1 protein-coding gene is annotated in these 809 nt (G+C 40.2%); it reads right to left on the bottom strand.

The window, feature by feature from the left end; genetic code table 11:
* On the bottom strand, positions 1 to 551 hold a 551-nt coding region (locus tag A3766_RS06465), incomplete at its 3' end, for a cytidylyltransferase domain-containing protein (protein WP_068641956.1).
* Positions 552 to 809 lie beyond the last annotated feature (258 nt).

The following is an 809-nucleotide window of genomic DNA, read 5'->3' as shown; positions in this document are numbered from 1 at the left end:
GGAGCCATATACAGCCCATTCGTTACCCTATAAATATTAGGCAGCTCCTGGCTAATGGTATGTTTCTTTGTTGCAGAATAATTGATTGGTTTTTCATCATCCCAAAAATATTCCTTGAGCAAGTTTACAGAAACCAAGCTATCGAAACTTGAAGTTTCTGGAATAACATGATCATAGTACTCACGAAACCCCTGCAAATACTCTTGAGGACTCATCAAAGGAACAACACATGTCACCCAAGCAATGTGCTCGTGCGGTATATCTTTAACGACACCAACAATGACCTCACTAAAAGTAGCTTTATGTCCGTCAGCAAGGAACTGATCGCGACGATGAACTTTTACACCCTCTTCTCGAGCAATATCCATCAGTACATCAGCCTCAGTACTAACGTATATGCTATCTTTTGACAGCACTTTCTTAAGCTGTCTTATTTTCCACGCTAACAGACTAATTTTGTCTTCACCAACCTCAAGAAGGGCCTTTTGCGAAACTCTTGAACTACCAAGTCTGACAGGTATCACTGCCGCAATATCATACTTATTAAACATTTCTCACCATTTTATAAGGTCCTATTGTCATCGAGCGACTCAGCCTCCTCTTTCTTATCACTTCGTTCATTGTAACAACAACTTAAGCCTACCAACTCCATCACCGCAACGTGACGGTATACTAAATTACAGCCCTATATAGATTATCTGATTACATCATAGAAAACGAGCCACCTAATCTTTAAGTTATACAAGATCCTTGTAAGCGTCTGGGCATTACCTATTGATCAGCCTTCCCGTTATGTGGCAATAACTCAT

This window comes from Oleiphilus sp. HI0132 (assembly GCF_001635845.1).
Note: the sequence above shows the minus strand (reverse complement) of the source record. Positions and strands in the feature narration are given on the sequence as shown.